Origin of the sequence: Luteitalea pratensis (genome assembly GCF_001618865.1) — a bacterium.
Lineage (GTDB): Bacteria > Acidobacteriota > Vicinamibacteria > Vicinamibacterales > Vicinamibacteraceae > Luteitalea > Luteitalea pratensis.
Genome location: NZ_CP015136.1, coordinates 3032271 through 3049190 on the forward strand (window position 1 = coordinate 3032271; position 16920 = coordinate 3049190).

General features: G+C 66.3%; 14 protein-coding genes. 9 read left to right on the forward strand and 5 right to left on the reverse strand.

The genetic code is table 11. The features are described 5' to 3' along the window. Positions 1 to 14 precede the first annotated feature (14 nt). Positions 15 to 461 carry a lipocalin-like domain-containing protein gene (locus LuPra_RS12475; RefSeq protein WP_257724508.1) on the forward strand — a complete coding sequence of 149 codons (447 nt, stop codon included), beginning with the start codon at positions 15 to 17 and terminating at the stop codon, positions 459 to 461. A gap of 53 nt (positions 462 to 514) precedes the next feature. On the opposite strand, the gene LuPra_RS12480 is transcribed toward LuPra_RS12475, so the two are convergent. Continuing rightward, positions 515 to 820, reverse strand: coding sequence for a hypothetical protein (locus LuPra_RS12480; RefSeq protein ID WP_110171049.1), 306 nt, complete (start codon positions 818 to 820; stop codon positions 515 to 517). Then, complete coding sequence (locus LuPra_RS12485) at positions 817 to 2604, reverse strand: FAD-dependent oxidoreductase (protein WP_157899082.1); 1788 nt, start codon at positions 2602 to 2604, stop codon at positions 817 to 819. Before LuPra_RS12485 ends, LuPra_RS12480 begins: the two co-directional genes overlap by 4 nt. 769 nt (positions 2605 to 3373) lie before the next feature. On the opposite strand from LuPra_RS12485, the gene LuPra_RS12495 reads away from it, so the two are divergent. The 5 genes from LuPra_RS12495 (at position 3374) to LuPra_RS12515 (ending at position 10268) form a co-directional block, all read left to right on the forward strand. Then, entirely contained in the window at positions 3374 to 3643 is a 270-nt protein-coding gene (locus LuPra_RS12495) for an ECF-type sigma factor (RefSeq protein ID WP_110171052.1), read from the forward strand. Further along, positions 3644 to 6658, forward strand: coding sequence for a protein kinase domain-containing protein (locus tag LuPra_RS12500; protein WP_110171053.1), 3015 nt, complete (start codon positions 3644 to 3646; stop codon positions 6656 to 6658). Between the two features lie 170 nt (positions 6659 to 6828). After that, entirely contained in the window at positions 6829 to 7293 is a 465-nt protein-coding gene (locus LuPra_RS12505) for a (2Fe-2S)-binding protein (RefSeq protein ID WP_237050907.1), read from the forward strand. 2 nt (positions 7294 to 7295) lie between these two features. Continuing rightward, positions 7296 to 9578, forward strand: a complete 2283-nt coding sequence (locus LuPra_RS12510) for a xanthine dehydrogenase family protein molybdopterin-binding subunit (protein ID WP_110171055.1) — start codon at positions 7296 to 7298, stop codon at positions 9576 to 9578. Positions 9579 to 9659: 81 nt separating this feature from the next. Continuing rightward, positions 9660 to 10268: a laminin B domain-containing protein gene (locus LuPra_RS12515; RefSeq protein WP_110171056.1), complete on the forward strand. Its 609-nt coding sequence runs from the start codon at positions 9660 to 9662 to the stop codon at positions 10266 to 10268. Positions 10269 to 10337: 69 nt separating this feature from the next. Here LuPra_RS12515 and LuPra_RS12520 read toward each other — a convergent pair whose 3' ends face one another. After that, a complete protein-coding gene (locus tag LuPra_RS12520; protein WP_110171057.1) occupies positions 10338 to 11096 on the reverse strand; it encodes a hypothetical protein in 759 nt (252 codons plus the stop codon). 57 nt (positions 11097 to 11153) lie between these two features. Here LuPra_RS12520 and LuPra_RS12525 point away from each other — a divergent pair, with 57 nt between their 5' ends. The 3 genes from LuPra_RS12525 (at position 11154) to LuPra_RS12535 (ending at position 14799) form a co-directional block, all read left to right on the forward strand. Further along, on the forward strand, positions 11154 to 12098 hold the full coding sequence (locus tag LuPra_RS12525) for an alpha/beta fold hydrolase (RefSeq protein ID WP_110171058.1): 945 nt from the start codon (positions 11154 to 11156) through the stop codon (positions 12096 to 12098). Between the two features lie 319 nt (positions 12099 to 12417). Further along, positions 12418 to 13137, forward strand: coding sequence for a peptide-methionine (S)-S-oxide reductase MsrA (gene msrA / locus LuPra_RS12530; RefSeq protein WP_234800858.1), 720 nt, complete (start codon positions 12418 to 12420; stop codon positions 13135 to 13137). A gap of 573 nt (positions 13138 to 13710) precedes the next feature. Beyond that, positions 13711 to 14799, forward strand: a complete 1089-nt coding sequence (locus LuPra_RS12535) for an amidohydrolase family protein (RefSeq protein WP_110171059.1) — start codon at positions 13711 to 13713, stop codon at positions 14797 to 14799. 422 nt (positions 14800 to 15221) lie between these two features. Here the strand turns inward: LuPra_RS12535 and LuPra_RS12540 are convergent, their stop codons facing one another. Together LuPra_RS12540 and LuPra_RS12545 are read right to left on the reverse strand one after the other, a co-directional pair. Next, a complete protein-coding gene (locus LuPra_RS12540) occupies positions 15222 to 16145 on the reverse strand; it encodes an alpha/beta fold hydrolase (RefSeq protein ID WP_110171060.1) in 924 nt (307 codons plus the stop codon). Positions 16146 to 16190: 45 nt separating this feature from the next. Continuing rightward, complete coding sequence (locus tag LuPra_RS12545; RefSeq protein WP_110171061.1) at positions 16191 to 16625, reverse strand: SRPBCC family protein; 435 nt, start codon at positions 16623 to 16625, stop codon at positions 16191 to 16193. Positions 16626 to 16920: the final 295 nt, after the last annotated feature.

Consider the following 16920-nt stretch of genomic DNA (forward strand, 5'->3'; position numbering starts at 1 on the left):
TCATCGCCTCCACCGTGGACGTCGCTGCACCATTGGGTCAATCCCCCACGTCAATCGTCGGGACGTGGAAGGTCGTGACGTATGAAGACCGTGCAGCGGACGGAACGATCACCCGTCCTTACGGCGAGCATCCAGTCGGTTACTTCAGTTACGACCCCACGGGCCACTTATCCGTGCAAATCATGCGCACGCCCGCGCCAACGCCTTTTCCGGGAATGCGCGAGGGCACCGGCGACGGCGCCTCATACCGCGACGCCTTCCTGGCGTACGTGGCCTACTTCGGCACCTACACCGTGGACATCGCGAAAGGGACTGTGACGCACCACGTTGAGGGCAGCTTGCGCCCAGACTATACGGGAACCCATCAAGTGCGGCCGTTTCAGATCGTAAGAGATCAGTTGAGCATCGAGATCCGCCAGGATCAGCGGTACTTGCGACGTGAGTTGATCCGTGTGAAATAGCCATCGCCGTCAGCGTCAGGGCCCGTCGACCTACGGTGTATTTCCAGCATCCCTCATGGGTCGCCCCGACGCCCGGCGACACCTTGCGGATGCTGCAGGTGCTGGCCGACACCACGGGCGGCGAGTTCCTGCGCGTTCGCCGGGACGCCCGCCTCGCCGAGACGTTCGCCGCCATCCTCGCGCGGTACCGCCAGCGCCACCTGCTGTCGTTCACGCCGACCGGTGTCGGCAAGCGCGGAGGGCAGCGCCTCCACGTCCGCCTGCGTAGCCGGCCGGGGACGGTCGCCGCACGCGAGGGTGACCATGGCCAGGAATCCCTGATGGGTACCGCGCTGGTCACGCGGAATGGGTGTGTTCACCTCGTTTGTGGTGTCACGTGGCACGTGACGCAGGTGTCGATCTGCGACATGCGGTCGATCCTGTGTGCCGCGGCCGTGAACGGTGCGAGTTCCTTGTGACAACGGGTGCAGGTCCAGGCACGGTCCAACACCACGCGATGCACCCGCTCGAAATGCCAGGTCACACATCTCTCGTTCGCGGCGGGGGAGTCCATCGTGGCCGCGGGAACGGAGGCGACACTTGCGAGTGGCCTCGCGATCGGAGACGGGGCCAGCAGCCTCCCGACCATGCGGCCCTGAAGCATCGAGGGAGCGATGAAGGTGCCCTCGAGGCCGGCCTTGCCGTTCAAGCCGCCGAAACCGGAGACTTCGCCCACCGCGAACAGGCCCGGTATTGGTTCACCGCGGGCCGTGAGGACGCGGCTCGACGCGTCGATGCGCACGCCACCCATGCTCTTGCGTGTCAGCACATACAGCGGCATGGCGTAGAAGGGACGCTGTCGGATCGCCTGCGGTGCCCGCCTCAGGGGTAACTGCCCGCGATCCCGTCCCGCGCCGAAGCGTCCGAAATCCTCATCGCGTCCGGATTCGACGTGCCGGTTGTAGCGCTCGACCGAGGCCACGAGCCTGTCCTCCGGGACGCCGATCGCGCGTGCCAGGTCCAGGAGCGCGGGTGCGGAGGTGACCAGCGGGCTGCCGAAGATCAAGTGCTCCACGCGCGCGGGGTCGGCCCAGTCGGTGCCGGCCGTGACAGTGGACGCCTTTCCCGGGGCATCGAAGATCGCCCAGTAGCGACCGCTCGGTTGACGCGCGATATCGGCCATCTGGAGCTTCGCGCTGGAGACCTCGTCCACGAACCGCTCGCCACGCTGGTTCACCCAGATCGCCGACATGATGCGGATGTACACGCCTCGCGTCCCGGTGCGATCTCGAGGGTCGGGAAACCCCCACGTGTAGTTCCACTGGCGGTCAAGGCCGGTCATGGCTGCCCCGGCCTTCGCGGCGAGGTCCAGCCCGGAACCGGTCGAGTGGACGCCGGACCCGAGCAGAATCCGGTCCGGTGCGGGGCCGCCAGGCCAGTGCTGCCGCACGAGGGCGGCATTGCTCTGGAAACCTCCCGTGGCCATCACGACGGTCTGGGCCCGGAACTCCACGGCCGCGCCCGTGCGGAGCCGCACGCCCGTCGCGCCGATGACTCGCCCGTCGCGGACGGTGAGGTTCGTGATCCTGGTGTTCCACTCGAAGGTGATGCCCTCAGTGCGCAGGCACTCGCGGTAGATGGGTTTCACAACCCCATACCCGCGCTCCGGATTTTCGTGGTAGCGGGCCACGCTATTGCCGGCAGGCGTCCGGAGGCTGGTGAACCGCACGCCCATGGCCGTCAGCCAATCGTGGATGTCGACGCGTGACCGCTCGGCGTACAGCTTTGCCCACGCGAGGTCGGGGTCGTCGCCCCACGTGACGAAGTCCTGGAACGCGAGATCAGGAGAGTCGTGAATCCCCTGTGATCGTTGTAGCGGCGTGTCGACAAGCGCGAGGGCGCCCTCGGATATGACGGCGGTCCCGCCGAACACCGAGCTCATGTCGACGACGGTCACCCGCAATCCGCGTTGTCCGGCCTCGAGCGCGGTGCTCAAGCCGCCTGGGCCAGCTCCGATGACGACGACGTCCGTCGTGATCGGGGAGACATGTGTCTGACCGGAGATGGCACAGCAGGCCCCGGCAACGATCGCGATCCGCGTGATCTGTCGCATTGGGATGTCCTTGGCCACCGAGAAGCTCCGGGCCGCAGTGCGGTACGTCATCCGCAATCGCGCTGCAGTCGACCAGGGGTGCTCGGGAAGTGAGGCAAGCATACGCCGCCTGCCACCAACGACGCATTCTTCGGCCCCGGGCTTGCCAGGTCCTGCATCAATGACGGAGTGTGCGGAGTTTCACGTTTAGACCGAACACAGCATGACTTCGGCCCACGATGATGCCCCTTGACGCCCGCACAGTCAGAGCTCACCGTCGGCGCGATCATGTTGTCGGACACCGCCTCGAGCCGCGTGGCGAGCGGTCGGAGCTACGGCGCCAGCCCCTGTCCCATCCCTCCAGCTATACTCCGCCGCATGCGCGTCTCTCTGGCGTCAGTCGCCGCGGCGGCCGCATCGCTCGCATTCGCGATCGCGACACCGTGCGCACAAGATTCTGTCTTCGATCTCATGATCCGCAACGGCCGAATCGTCGACGGTACCGGCAGTCGGTGGTACTGCGGCGACGTCGCGATCCGCGGCGACACGATCGTGCGCATGCCGCCGCGCATCGAGGCGCCAGCGACTCGGTCATCGACGCGCTCCGCTCCCCATCAAGGCGTTCCTGAATCGCGTGGCCGCGACCCACGTCACGCCGAACGTCGGCATGATGTCGAGCCATTGGAAGTGTTGACAAAGGGAATGTGTAATGGCAGAGCGCGGCCCTTCCAACGCTGACACATATCGGCGAGGGCATCGGAAACGCGGAGACGCGCGGCTGGTCTCGTCGGGCCAGCCGGTGCGTGCGACTGCTGTATAACGGGGTATCTGCAGGAGGGCGATGACCCAGCCGCCGGATGTGACGGGCCTGCTCGTTGCGTGGAGCAACGGGGACGGGGATGCCAACGACCGCGTGACTGAAGCGGTCTACGCAGAGTTGCGTGCACTGGCGGGAGGCTGCCTGAGGCGGGAGTGTCCCGACCATTCACTGGGCGCCGTCGGCGCTCGTGCGCGAGATAGCCGTCCTCCCGGCGTGGCGCCGATCACGGTGAAGCGGGACTGGGCGCTGGCGAGAGCCTGTCTGTTCCGCGAGCGTCGTGGCGAGGCCTGAATGGAGAATCCGTCGAACCGGGAGCAGATTCGGGCACTGTTTCTTGCCGCGTTGGAACGCGCACCGGACGAGCGTGCCGCGTTCCTGCGTGCCCAGAACAGCGACGACGAGGTCCGCCGTGAGGTGGCCTCGCTGCTGGCCGCGCACGCAGATGCCGAAGCCCCCGGCGGTCACGAGACTGGCGTGTCAGATCGGGCGGCCCCCCGGGCGGGCGGGGCGAAGCGTCTGGATCGGTCTGCGACCCTGCAGTCCGGCGCCAAGCTCGGTCCGTATGTCGTCGTGTCCTTACTGGGGGCGGGCGCGATGGGAGAGGTCTATCGCGCGCGCGACACGAATCTCCGTCGCGATGTGGCGCTGAAGATCCTGCCCGAGTCACTCGCCGCCGATCGTGACCGCCTGGCGCGCTTCACCCGCGAGGCGCGGACGCTGGGCGTGCTCAATCATCCGCACATCGCCCAGGTGCACGGCTTCGAGGCGCTCGGCGGTGTGCGGGTGCTGGTCATGGAACTGGTGGAGGGCCAGGACCTCGCGCAGCACCTCGCGCGTGGGCCGATCCCGGCAGCGGAGGCGTTACGGATCGCGCGGCAGATCGCCGACGCGCTCGAGGCGGCGCACGTACGTGGCATCGTCCACCGGGATCTCAAGCCCGCCAACATCATGATCCGCGAGGACGGCACGGTGAAGGTCCTCGACTTCGGGCTGGCCAAGGCTTGCCTGGACGACCTCGGGTCGGCCACGCCGCCTGCTGATGCCCTGGCCGCGCCCCCGACGATGACGACGCAGCCACTCGCCACCGAGGTCGGCGTCCTCGTCGGCACGGCCGCCTACATGTCGCCCGAGCAGGCCCGGGGCGGAGCCGTCGACAAAGGCAGTGACATCTGGGCGTTCGGCTGCGTGCTGTACGAGATGCTTACCGGCGCGCGCGCCTTTCACGGCGCGAGTGCCGCCGACACGTTGGCCGGCGTGCTGCAGCGGGACCCCGCGTGGGATCGACTCCCCGACACCACGCCCCCTTCTATCCGGGTGCTGCTGCGACGGTGTTTGCGCAAGGACAGGCGTGAGCGATTGCAGGACGCCGCAGGCGTGCGCATCGAGATCGACGACGTGCTGCACGACCCGAACGGTAGCGCGCGGAGCCCTGCAACCCCGGATCAGGCACGTCTCGACCAGTCGTCGCCCGTTGGAGCAACGAGCCGCCACCGCTGGTGGGTCGCTGCTGCGGCAATCGGCGCGTGCGGCGTTGCACTCGTTGCGTACGCGGTCGTCGGCAAGCGGCCCGTTGAGCCGCGCCGGGACCAACCGCGCCAGGCAACGCGGTTGACCGCGTCTGCGGGCACCGAGTCACCGTCGGCCGATCTCCGCTTCGAGCTGTGGCCGGAGCGGGGAACGTCGTACGCCTCCAGCTTCGATGTGCCATTCGCACTCGCGCCAGACGGCCGCAGCCTCGCGTACGTCGCGGTTGGTCACGACGGCATCAAACGGCTGTGGATTCGGAGGCTCGATGCGACTGGCGAACCAGCGATCGAGATCGCCGGCACCGAGAACGCCAACACCCCGTTCTGGTCGCCCGACAGTGCGTGGATCGGCTTCTTCAATCGCCATGACCTCCTCAAGGTGCGCCCGACGGATCGGCGCGTCCGCACCATTACGACGCATGCCTCGGCGATGGCCGGCGCGACCTGGAACGCCGATGGCGTCATCGTGTTCGCTGGCGGAACGGGCGGACTGTCCCGGGTGTCTGCCGAGGGTGGTCCCGTCGCTCCTGTGACCGCGGGCGAGGGCAGCCACTTCTGGCCGCAGTTCATCGGTGACGGCAGGCACTTTGTCTACGCGGCCTTGATCCCCCGCGAGATTCGCCTCGGCTCGCTCACCGGAGAACCATCCCGTGCGCTGATGAAGTTTCCCGTCGCCCCCTCGTCGCTCGTGTACGCGCGCGGCTATCTCTTTTTCGGGAGGGACTCGAGGCTGTTCGCGCGCGCGTTTGATGAAGCCACGCTTGAACTTGTCGGCGAACCGATCGAGCTGCTGAGGGGCATTCCAATCACGCAGCTCGGCCGCATGCCGTTCTCGGTGTCGGCGGACGGACCGCTTGCCGTGTGGCCGTACGTTGCTGGCGCGCCGGCCACATTACGGTGGCTCACGGAGACGGGCGCCACGGCGTCGGTTGTGGAGACACCCGCGAGGTACTTGGGGCTGGCGCTGGCACCCGACGCCAGGCGGCTCGCCGTCTCACGACGCGACAGCAATAGCGGGGCCGACGTCTGGATCCGGGATCTCGCCCGATCGACGGAGACGCAGCTGACGTTCGACGGAAACGGCTTCGCACCACGATGGTCCGCCGACGGCGGCCGTCTCGTCCTCACCACGACCACGACGGTGCCTCCCAGACTGCTGGTCAAGAGCCTGCAGCGACCAACTCCCGACTTCGAGCTCGGCGGCTCGCTGCTGCCGGCGTTTGCGTCGAGCTGGTGCGGCGATGGCGTGCGGATCGTGAGCGTTCGTATCGATCCGATTACACGCGATGACCTCTATGTCGACGATCTGCGGGGCGGTCGGGCTGAGCGGCTACCGATCAATTCCCCGGCTAACGAGTATCAAGCCCTCGTCTCTCCTGACGATCGCTGGCTCGCCTATGTCACGGACGAATCAGGCCGCGATGAAGTGTGGGTCGCGAGCTTCCCATCAGGACAGCTGAAGCGACAGGTCTCGATCGACGGGGGCACCTCACCGCAGTGGACCGACGGCGGCCGTGAACTCGCGTACATTTCCGGGCGCAGCTGGCTGACTGTCCGGTCCTTCGCCGGTACAGACATCGACATCGCGCTTGGCAAGCCGCGCGAGCTTTTCGATGCCGCCACATTCGTCGAGACGAGCCCCCTGGTCACGCCCACGACCAATTCGTACGTAGCCGCCGTCGATGGCCGGCGATTTCTTGCCGCGGTTCGCGCCAACGATCCGGACGTCCCCCCGATCCAGCTGATTGTGAACTGGCGCACGCTGCCGCGCGACCGCTGATCACGGATCGCGTCGTATCGCCTGGAGTGCCTTCCGACTCTCCGCGTCGAGTGGCGTGACCGGCGACGTGCCCCGACTCCAGACGAGTCGGACTGCTTGGGAATATCATGTACGGGGCTCACTTGGCACCACCGGGTGGCGCCCGAGAATCGGATCCAGGAGGCGTCGCAGTGAAATACTCAGTCCTCGTCAACGGGGAGCCGCGTGCGGTCGACGTGCCCGAGCGGATGCCCCTGCTCTGGGTGCTTCGGGACTCCTTGGACCTGAAGGGCACCAAGTTCGGCTGCGGTGCGGCGCAGTGCGGCGCCTGCACGGTGCTGCTCGACGGCCAGCCCATTCGCTCGTGCATCACGCCGATCTCCGCGGTTGGCAAGGCCGCGGTCACCACCATCGAGAGCTTGCCGCGCGACGGATCGCATCCGCTGCAGCGCGCCTGGCTGGACCTCGACGTGCCGCAGTGCGGCTATTGCCAGGCGGGTCAGCTCATGGCCGCGTCGGCGCTGCTCAAGGCCACGCCGAACCCGACCGACGCGCAGATCGACGCGGCGATGAGCGGCAACGTCTGCCGCTGCGGTACCTACATGCGCATCAAGCAGGCGATCAAGTCGGCGGCCGGCGCCGGGGGGAGGGCCTAGTCATGGCGACAACCCTGAAGGATCAGGGCCTCGATCGGCGGGCGTTCCTGCAGATCTCGGCGGTGGCCGGCGGCGGACTGCTCATCGGCCTCTCTACGCCACACGTCGCCGCGCAGGGGCGCCCGGGTGGCCCCGGCGCGTCCGCGGAGTCGCTTGCGCCGAACACCTACATCACGGTGCACCCCGACAACACGTTCACCCTCATCGCGAAGAACCCGGAGACCGGGCAGGGCATCAGGACCGCGCTGCCGCAGGTCATCGCCGACGAGTTCGACGTGGACTGGGCGCAGGTCAAGATCCAGCAGGCCGACCTCGACCCGAAGTACGGCGCGCAGTTCGAGGGGGGCAGCCGCGCGATTCCCTCGAACTACCAGAACATGCGGCTGGTGGGCGCGGGCGGCCGGCTCGTGATGCTGGCTGCGGCCGCGCAGCAGTGGGGCGTCCCGACGAGCGAGTTGACGACCAAGGCTGGCGTCGTCACGCACACGGCGAGCAAGCGCACCGCAACCTACGCCTCGCTGTCGGCCCTGGCGGCGACCCTGCCCGTGCCGGAGAAGGCCGCCATCGAGGCCGGGCTCAAGCACCCGCGCGATTTCACGATCATCGGCAAGCGAATCCGCGGCGTCGACAACCTGGACATCGTGACGGGCCGTCCGGTGTTCAGCATCGACGTGGCGTTCCCCAACATGCTGCACGCGGTGCTGGTAAAGTGCGATGTGTTCGGTGGGAAGGCCATCAGCGCCAACCTGGACGAGATCAAGAAGCTGCCCGGCATCCGGCATGCCTTCATCGTCGAGCCTGCGACCGGACAGGGCAACAACTCGCTCGCCTCGGGCGTGGCGATCGTTGCCGACAGCTGGTGGCTGGCCCACGACGCGCGCAGCTCGCTGAAGGTCACCTGGGACGAAGGTGCGGTGGCGACGCAGAGCAGCACCGGCTACCTGGCGCAGGCGCGTGAACTGGCCGCGCGTGCAGCGACGGCCCCGCTACCCGCGCCGACTCCGGCACCGGCTCCGGGCGAGCGGCCGACCGGACCACCCCGCGCCGTGATCGGCGATGTCGACGCGGCTTTCCGCGCTGCGGCGAAGACCATCGAAGCCGAGTACTTCTTCCCGCTGCTCTCGCACGCGCCACTCGAACCGCAGAACTCCACCGCCCACTTCCACGACGGGAAACTCGAGATCTGGTCGCCGAGCCAGATTCCGTCCAAGCAGCATCCGGCGCTCGGCGCCGGCATTCCGCCTGAGAACGTCACGTTCCACCTCGTGCGGGCCGGTGGCGGCTTCGGCCGTCGTCTCGTCAGCGAGTACGACGTCGAGGTGGCACGGATTGCGCGCACCGTCACCGAGGAGCGCGCCGCCGCGGGGCAGCCCAGCGTCCCGGTCAAGCTGCTCTGGTCGCGCGAGGACGATCTGGCGCACGATCAGTATCGCCCCACGGGTTTCCACTTCTTCAAGGCGGGCCTGGACGCGAGCGGCAAGTTGATCGCCTACCGCGATTTCGTCGCCAGCACGAACTCCGTCGTGCCGGCCAACGAGTTCCCGCGGGGCTTCGTCGAGAACGTGCTGATCACGTCCGATAACGTGACACCGTTCGGCATTCCCGTCGGTGCATTGCGCGCGCCGCCCACCAACGGCATCTCGTTCGTGAAGCAGGGCTTCATCGACGAGGTCGCCGTGGCCGCCGGCAAGGATCCGCTGCAGTACCGGGTCGACCTGCTGAACAACCCGGTCGGCGCCGGCGCCACGGGCGGATTCAATCCGGTGCGCGCGCGCGGCGTGCTCGAGGCCGTGCGTGCGATGTCGGAGTGGGACCGCCGCGGGTCGCTCCCGAAGGGCACCGGCAAGGGCGTGGCGTTCCAGTTCGCGCACGCCGGCTACGTGGCGTACGTCGTGGAGGTCTCGGTCGACGCGCAGAAGGCGATCAAGGTCAATCGCGTGTGGTGTGCCGTCGACATCGGCCGGCAGATCGTCAACCCGAGCCACTCGGAGAATCTTGTCCAGGGTGGCTTCATCGAAGGCATGAGCCATCTGATGTCGTGGGCGATCACGATCGAGAAGGGACGTGTGGTCCAGAAAAACCTCCACCAGTACCAGCCGGCGCGCATGCCGCACGCCCCGGCCAGCATCGAGATCAAGTTCCTCGAGACCGACTTCGATCCGACCGGGCTCGGAGAGCCGTCGCTGCCTCCGGCCGTTCCCGCGATCACCAACGCCATCTTCGCGGCGACTGGTGTGCGCATCCGGTCGTTGCCGCTGGAGGAGCAGGGCTACCGCTGGACGTAACCCGCGATCGCCCGGGTGCCTTTTGAATCCTGAACCGGTCGCCCAAGGTCGGTTCAGGATCTCCTGTTTCTCTGCGCTTGCATGCCTCCCACTCGATCGACCGCCATCGCCGCTGGCGTCCTCGCTTGCCTCCTCGGCGGCCGCGCGCCGCTGCGCTCGCAGGAACGCACGCTCATCGCCCATGATTTCGAAGGACCAACGCACGGATGGCTCGTGTCCGGAGACACGGGTGCCGCCGAGCCTCAGGTCCACGCGTCAGACGGTCATCCAGGTGGCTATATCTCGTATGCCGACGAGGCATTGGGCGAGACGTGGTACTTCAGGGCGCCCGACTGCGTGCTGCGTGCGCTGTCGGCGGCCGAACACGGCACGCTCAGCTACAACCTCAAGCAGTCGGCGGATGTCGTGGGGATCGTCGAGGACGATGTCGTCATCGTCGGGCCGGCGGGCCGGCTCTCCTTCCGGTTCCCGACGTCGCCCGGCACAACGTGGACGCCCTTTTCGGTGACCCTTGCGGCGGGGAGTGGCTGGCGTTGGAACTGGAACAGGCCGGCCAGCGAGGAGCAGATCCACAGCGTGCTCGCCAACCCGACGAGCCTCGAGATTCGCGGCGAGTATCACACCGGACCCGACGAGGGCGGCCTCGACACGGTCGTGCTCACGGCCGGCGGGGTGAGCCCGCGACCATAGTGTCCTGCGCCTCGCATCGTGCAGGTGAACATGACTGTGCAGCACTGAAAGCCATTCCGATCAGGACACTCAGTGACCCGGGGCCTTCGTGTTCAGCGCTGCGATTTGATTCTCCAGCCGACCGGCAGTGTGGCAGTTCCTGCACGTCAGGTTGGTCGTCGCCGCGATTGCCGGGTCCGCCTTCCACTGCTTCGCCAGGGGCTCGTAGGGCGTGCCAGCAAGCACGGTCAGCATCCTGTCCAGGTGACGAGCGGCCTCGTCGGTGCGGCCCAGGCGTTGCGCCGACTGCGTCAGGCCAGACAGGATCTCGCCCTTGTGATGCACGGGCAGCTTCTCGATGTCGGCACCCTGTTGCTGCCAGAGGCGCGAGTAGTTGTCGTAGGCCAGCGCCCATGCGGCCGCGCGATGGGACTCGGGCAGTCGGTCGGCGAATACGGCCAGCGTGCCGCCGGTAATGGCCGCGACCCCACCGTTGCCCGACGTCGCCTTGGCGGCCTCGGCAAAGCCCGCCAGGGCGTCGGTGTAGAGGCGAGCGAACGCCTCGGGCTGGCCTGCTTCGTGCGCGAGCACGGCCCGGTAGACGGTGGCTCCCGATTTCCACGCAAGCAGGTCGCCCCGCTGCCCGGGCCGTTGTGTGAGCAGGATCTCGATGTGTCGTTCGGCCCGTTCCAGTCGCGGCAGGTTGTCGCTTCGAAAACCCGCGAAGATGTCCTCGCGCACGAGCGTGTGCACCGAGAGCCGCGTGTCCGCGAGCACGTCGCCGGGCGACTGCGCGGCAGGCGCGGCGATGACGACGAGGGCAACGAGCACGCCGGAGAGCAGTCTCATGACAACCTCCTGTTGATGGGGCGAGGAAGATATCATACGACTGCCGAGGTTACACTCATGACGACACGTGTGGCCAGCCTGGTGCTGGCCCTCTTCCTGCTGTCCGCGCCCACCCTGCTCGCCCAGCCACCGGATGTCTTCGAGCGGGTCGAGCACGGCTACGCGGTGTCCGAGAGCGGCGTGAAGATCCACTACGCAACGCTCGGCAGCGGCCCGCTGGTCGTGATGATTCACGGCTTCCCGGACTTCTGGTATTCGTGGCGTCACCAGATGGCGGCACTGTCGGAGTCGTTTCAGGTCGTGGCCATCGATCAGCGTGGCTACAACCTGAGCGACAAGCCGAAGGGTGTCGAGCAGTACGACATGCGGCTGCTCGTCGCCGATGTCGCTGCGGTCATCCGCCACCTCGGTCGCGACAAGGCCACCATCGTCGGTCACGACTGGGGTGGCATGGTCGCCTGGCAGTTCGCCATGCAGGTGCCGGCGATGACCGAGCGGCTCATCGTGCTGAACCTGCCGCATCCGCGTGGCCTCGTCCGTGAATTGCAGACGAACCCGGAGCAGATCAAGAACAGCGCGTACGCGCGCGCGTTCCAGGACGGGTCGCCGACCGACGCGGCCGTCTTCTTCGGGCAGGCGATGACCCCACAGACGTTGTCTGGGTGGGTCCGCGACCCCGAAGCGCGCAAGCGGTATATCGACGCCTTCGGACGCTCGGACTTCACGGCCATGCTGAACTACTACAAGGCCAACTACCCGAAGGCGTCGGGATCGGATCTTGCCCCCTTGCCGGACCTCCCGAAGGTCAAGGCCCCGGTGCTGATGTTCCACGGCCTGGACGACCGTGCGCTTCATGCCAACGGGCTGTCCGGCACGTGGGATTGGCTCGAGCAGGACCTGACGCTCGTCACCGTCCCGGGCGCAGGCCACTTCGTGCAGCAGGATGCGGCCGACCTGGTCACGTCGACCATGAAGTGGTGGCTGACCATGCGGAGGCGATGAGCGGTCGCTTGATGCGTCTGTGTTTTCTATTTGTAACGCAGCGCTTCCGAATGGTCCACGATCAGCGCAGAAACCCCTCCCCGGGATCGCGCTGTGCATCAGCTTGTGGAATTCGCATCCACGGACCCTACGAACCGGCCGGTCCGCTCAAGACGGGCTCCTTCGCCGCGGCGACGCCGAGCGAGGCGGAGCACCGACGCCGGACAAAGATGGAAGCGGGCTCTTGGTGACGCCGCAGATATGCGGCCACACTGCTCGGCACCGGCAAGGCGCTGATCGCGCTCGATGAGAAGGGCAGTCGGATAGATCGGAGCGAGAGATGTTCACGATGCGTCACTTCATTCGCTGGATGCCTGTGCTCCTGCTGGCACTGGCAGGCTTGGTCATGTTGGCGGGATCGCCTACCGCGCTCGGTCTGGCAGCCGAGAAGGCCATCGTGATTCCTCCCCCGGCCGCCGACGAAGCCGCGGGCCAGAAGTCATCCGACGTCGCCGTGTTGGCCGGCGGGTGCTTCTGGGGGGTGCAAGGCGTCTATCAGCACCTCAAAGGGGTAACCGCCGCGGTGTCGGGCTACGCGGGCGGCCAGAAGAACACCGCGGAGTATGAGACCGTCAGCCGCGGTGGCAGCGGCCATGCAGAGGCCGTCCAGATTACGTTCGATCCCCGACAGGTGAGCTACGGACGGCTGCTGCAGGTCTTCTTCTCGGTCGCACACGATCCGACCCAGCTGAATCGCCAGGGACCTGACGTCGGCACGCAGTACCGGTCCGCAATCTTCCCCGCCAATCCAGCACAGGACAGGATCGCTCGGGCGTACATCGGGCAGTTGAATCAGGCCCGTGTGTTCAAGGCGCCGATCGTCACGACAATCGAGCCGGACCGCCTGTTCTTCCAAGCCGAGAGCTACCATCAGGATTTTCTGATGAAGAATCCGCGGCACCCGTACATCGTCATCAACGACCTCCCGAAGCTCGACGAGCTCAAGAAGGTGTTCCCGGATCTGTATCGATCGGCGCCCGTGCTCGTGAGCTCGCGTTAGCAGTCCATGGCCACTCCTGCACGCGCTGCGGAGGCTGAGGTGACAGTATGACGACGCCGGAGCAGGAACGGGAGGGGACCGCCTCTCGGAGGATACACACCACGCGCCCGGCGATCGGGGAGGACTGGCTCTCGTGCTCCACGGGATCGGGTTGATCGCCCTGGTGCCGGTCGGCGTGCGGCTCGGCGTGCCGGACATACGGCACCAGGCGCTCGCCCATGGCCACGACACCGAGAGCCGACACGAAGCGCGCGACGCGCTCCTCGCCCGCGCCGCCTTTTCTGATTACCCGACAACTGCCTTGCTCACGGGAATCGCGGCTCGGTTGGCGCGACTATTGATCTTCGTGCCCCTGGGGTTGGCGTGCGCCAGCGTGGGTGCAGCTCAATCGAAGGTGATCGCCGTCACGAATGTGACTCTCATCGATGCCACGGGCGCCAGGCCTCGAGTTGTGTCCGTCATCGTACAAGGCGATCGCATCACGGCAATCACTCCAGGCGGCCGAGAACGGATCCCTACTGGCGCAACGATCGTCGATGGTCGCGGCAAGCATCTGATCCCCGGCCTGTGGATATGCACGTCCACATCGGTGGGCACGACGAAGGCACGAAGATCCTGCCTCGGCTGGTCGCATACGGCATCACTGGCGTACGGGATATGGCGTCGCCCGTCGACGAGATCCTTCGTCTTCGGCGCGAGACCACCGACGGCACCTTGGTTGGCCCCCAGATCGTCGCAGCCGGGCCAATCTTGCAGCGCCCATTGCCGTTCAGAACGCCGCCGCTCGTTCGAACGGTGACCGATGCGGACGCTAAGCAAGTTGTAGATGACTTGCAGGCGAAAGGCGTCGATTTCATCAAGGTCGGGGACACGCTCACCCGCGATGCCTATTTCGCGGTCGCGAGTGAAGCGAAGCACCTCGCTTTGCCGTTTGCCGGCCATCTCCCGGTGTCGGTGACGGCTCTCGAAGCCACACAGGCTGGGCAGCGAAGCATCGAGCACTTTGGAAGTGCTGGCTTCCGCAACGTGCTGATCGCCTGTTCCTCGGCCGAAGCGGGGTTGACGTCTGAGGTTCGGGACGCGCTCTCAAGGGCTCTGGCCGGCGGGCCCTCTCCGGACGAGACATTGTACCGGTCAGATTTTCTGACGAGACTTGTGCAGACCTACGACCGGCGCAAGGCAGCCGCGTTGTTCAGCGCGTTCAAGAAGAACGGCACGTGGCAGGTCCCAACGTTTGGCGCGCTCCGCAGCGTCTGGGATGCGCGCCGGGCTCAACTCAACCCCGACGCTGCCGCGGCCACGGACATCGCCGCGAAGAAGACGGTCGAGATGTTCGCCGATATGCGAAAGGCTGGAGTCAAGGTGTTGGCCGGAAGCGATCTGCCCGCCTCAACCGGAGCACCACCTGCCCTCCACGACGAGCTGGTGGCGTTGGTGCACGCCGGCATGACGCCTCCGGAAGCGCTGCAGGCGGCAACCCGGAACGCCGCTGAATTCACCGGGCGCCTTCCTGACGAGGGCACGGTTGAAGTGGGCAAGAAGGCCAACCTGGTCCTGCTCGAGGCGGACCCGTTGGCAAACATCGCCAACACGCGCCGCGTGGCGGCCGTCGTTCTGGGCGGACGGCTCATTTCGGGAGAGGAATTGCAGAAGCTCCGTTGAACTCCAGCAACGCAGCCGCGCCCTGCTGTACGGCGGCGAGTTGTCCGCTGCTCGAGATCACGCTGATGTCACCAATCAGTTGCGAATTCCGGTCCCTGACACCAGCCACGAAGAACGTGAATACGATGATCTGAGGGTCCCATGCCGCCGGCGTTCGGAGCGGCGCGCTAGTAAGGAGTACGCGTTCGAGCGAGTTTCTACAGTATGCGTCGTTCTCGTGCGCTGGATTGTGATGAAGGACGAGGCGGTGCTCGTCTGCTCTGGCTGTCGACCGGTTCACCTCTCGTGCGCCTCGGCCACTCGCGATCGCTTCGGCTCGCTGGCTTCGGGCGGTGGGCCTCGTCCAGAGGTCGAGAAGCGCGTTGGCTTCGCCTGCGCCCTCACCGGCACCGAGGAGGTGGGGCGGTCCGTCCGTGCCCGAGCTAGCGTCGCTGCAGGAACGCCAGGACAGTCTGATTGTAGAAGGTGGGATTGTCGCTGTGCATCCCATGTCCTGCCTCCGGCACCATCACGTGCGACTCACCTTCGAGGCAGCCTTCGAGTTCCGCCGTGATGAGGAGGAACATCGCCGGACTTCGCTCTCCCGTCACCAGGAGCGTCGGGAGCTTCAACTTCCCCAGATCCCCACAGTCGAAGGGAGGCATGAGGGCGGACATCTCGGTCAGGTGCAATCGGAGCGCTGGCGCCTGCTTTTCCACCAACTCCTTTCGTACGGATGGTGGGAAGTTGTCGAAGGAGCCAGGTCCGGCGAATAGTCGCAGACCTTCCTCGCGATTCCCGCTCTCCAACGCTTTCCGCGCTGGCTCGATGACCTGTCTGAGCGCCGACTGCCTCGTGGCTTCTCCCACGGCCGTGCGAGAGAGGAGAGAGAGGACGGGCGGCTCGCCGAGAACGAGGCTGCGGACGAGTTCGGGATGTTCCACTGCCAGCGCGAGCGCGACGGACGCGCCGTGGGAGTGCGCAACGAGATGTGCTGGAGTGGCCTTCAGTTCCTTTACCAGCGCTCCAAGGTCGGCCGCTTGAGCGCTCAGCGCATCGACATCGTGAGCCTGAGGTGGAGCGTTGGGCGGGTGATATCGCCGGCTGTAGGAGATGACCCGGAAGCGAGTTGCGAAGGTTTGCGCCTGTGTTCGGAACACGTTCAGATCCCCGAGGGTGCCGTGAACGAACACGATCGGCTCACCCTCGCCGCACTCGAAGTAGTGGAGCGTGGTCTGATTGACCTCGATAGGGCGGATATCGGAGCCACACGCTTGACCTCGTGCGGCCGTGAGGGAAGGGCCGAGCGCGACGAGCGTCGTCAGGATCAGCGTGAGACGGGAGGGTGCGAGTGTCGTCGGAAACATTCAGGCCTCCAGGATGATTGCGCGGCCAATCGGGCCGCAATGGCGCTACCGTGATGCCGCCATTCTCTGCGCGATCCTTCGTAACCCTGACTCCAGGTTCGGCTCGAATAGCGACTTGATTTCGTCGACGTAGGCGGCGGCATTCTCACCGAGCAATTCGATCCGTTGTGTGAGTCGTGCCGTGCGCTCCGACAGCGGATCGAACCGCCAGTGGGCAAGGAGCACCGCTCGTTCCAAGAAGGAGCCGCCTTCAATCGTGTAGCCACGGCCAGGTTCTACGTCACGAATGGTCCAGGAGGCCAGTGGCCGTCCCGGCATCTGGGTCGTGCCTCGCGTGCCCTCAACGAATTGGCCCTCCAAAGCAAACTCCGCGGGTGGGTCGTTCCAGTTGCTGATGTCTGTCATGAACGCCCAAGCGACCGACGCTGGCACTTCAGCTTCGACGGAACGGTGACATTCCCATGCTGGTGCGATGCTCATGCTCACCTCACAGCTTGCTGAGAGAACCCGAAGATGCGACCGAAAGGTCCGCGCCGTCAAACCTTACTTGTGGGCGGTTCGTGCGGTAGAATAGATGTGCAAGCCGAACTTCTGCCGCCTGGCCCGTGTGTCCACCCCGAGGGTGCGATCACTCGGTGACAAGCCGTGGGTTGGGGGAGTGCGATCTCCAGATCGCGTCATGCACCAACGCCCCGGGCCGCCGGTGCCGTTGGTCACCTCTAAGGCCTGCCAGCGCCTGTCACAGCCATGCGAAATGGCGACTGGCGTCGCGTCA